1 protein-coding gene is annotated in these 276 nt (G+C 55.1%); it reads left to right on the forward strand.

Annotated elements, in window-relative coordinates; translation table 11 throughout:
- Positions 1-276 (forward strand): AMP-binding protein (locus tag MXD62_RS08565; RefSeq protein ID WP_248828855.1); only part of this gene is annotated, 276 nt, incomplete at both ends.

A 276-nucleotide genomic window follows, 5' to 3' on the forward strand; every position in this document is an offset into this window, starting at 1 on the left:
CCGTAATCGCCTATGTCCGCATGCCGGCTCCCGGACAGGAAGAGGAAAAAGCGGGGTGGCTTTCCTATTGCTCCGTACTGTCCGCCGAAAGCGACAGCCCGCGAATCGTAGCGGTGGAAGAAACCGATCACGCCACGGTCCTGTACACAAGCGGCACGACAGGAAAACCAAAAGGAGTGATTCATACCCATCGCTCCCTCTATTTCAACATGCTGAATACCATGTACCACCTTCGTGCGACTGATTCCGATGTGTTGCTGCACACGCTTCCGATGT

The sequence above is a fragment of the Frankia sp. Mgl5 genome (assembly GCF_023242985.1).
GTDB classification, from domain to species: domain Bacteria; phylum Actinomycetota; class Actinomycetes; order Frankiales; family Frankiaceae; genus Parafrankia; species Parafrankia soli.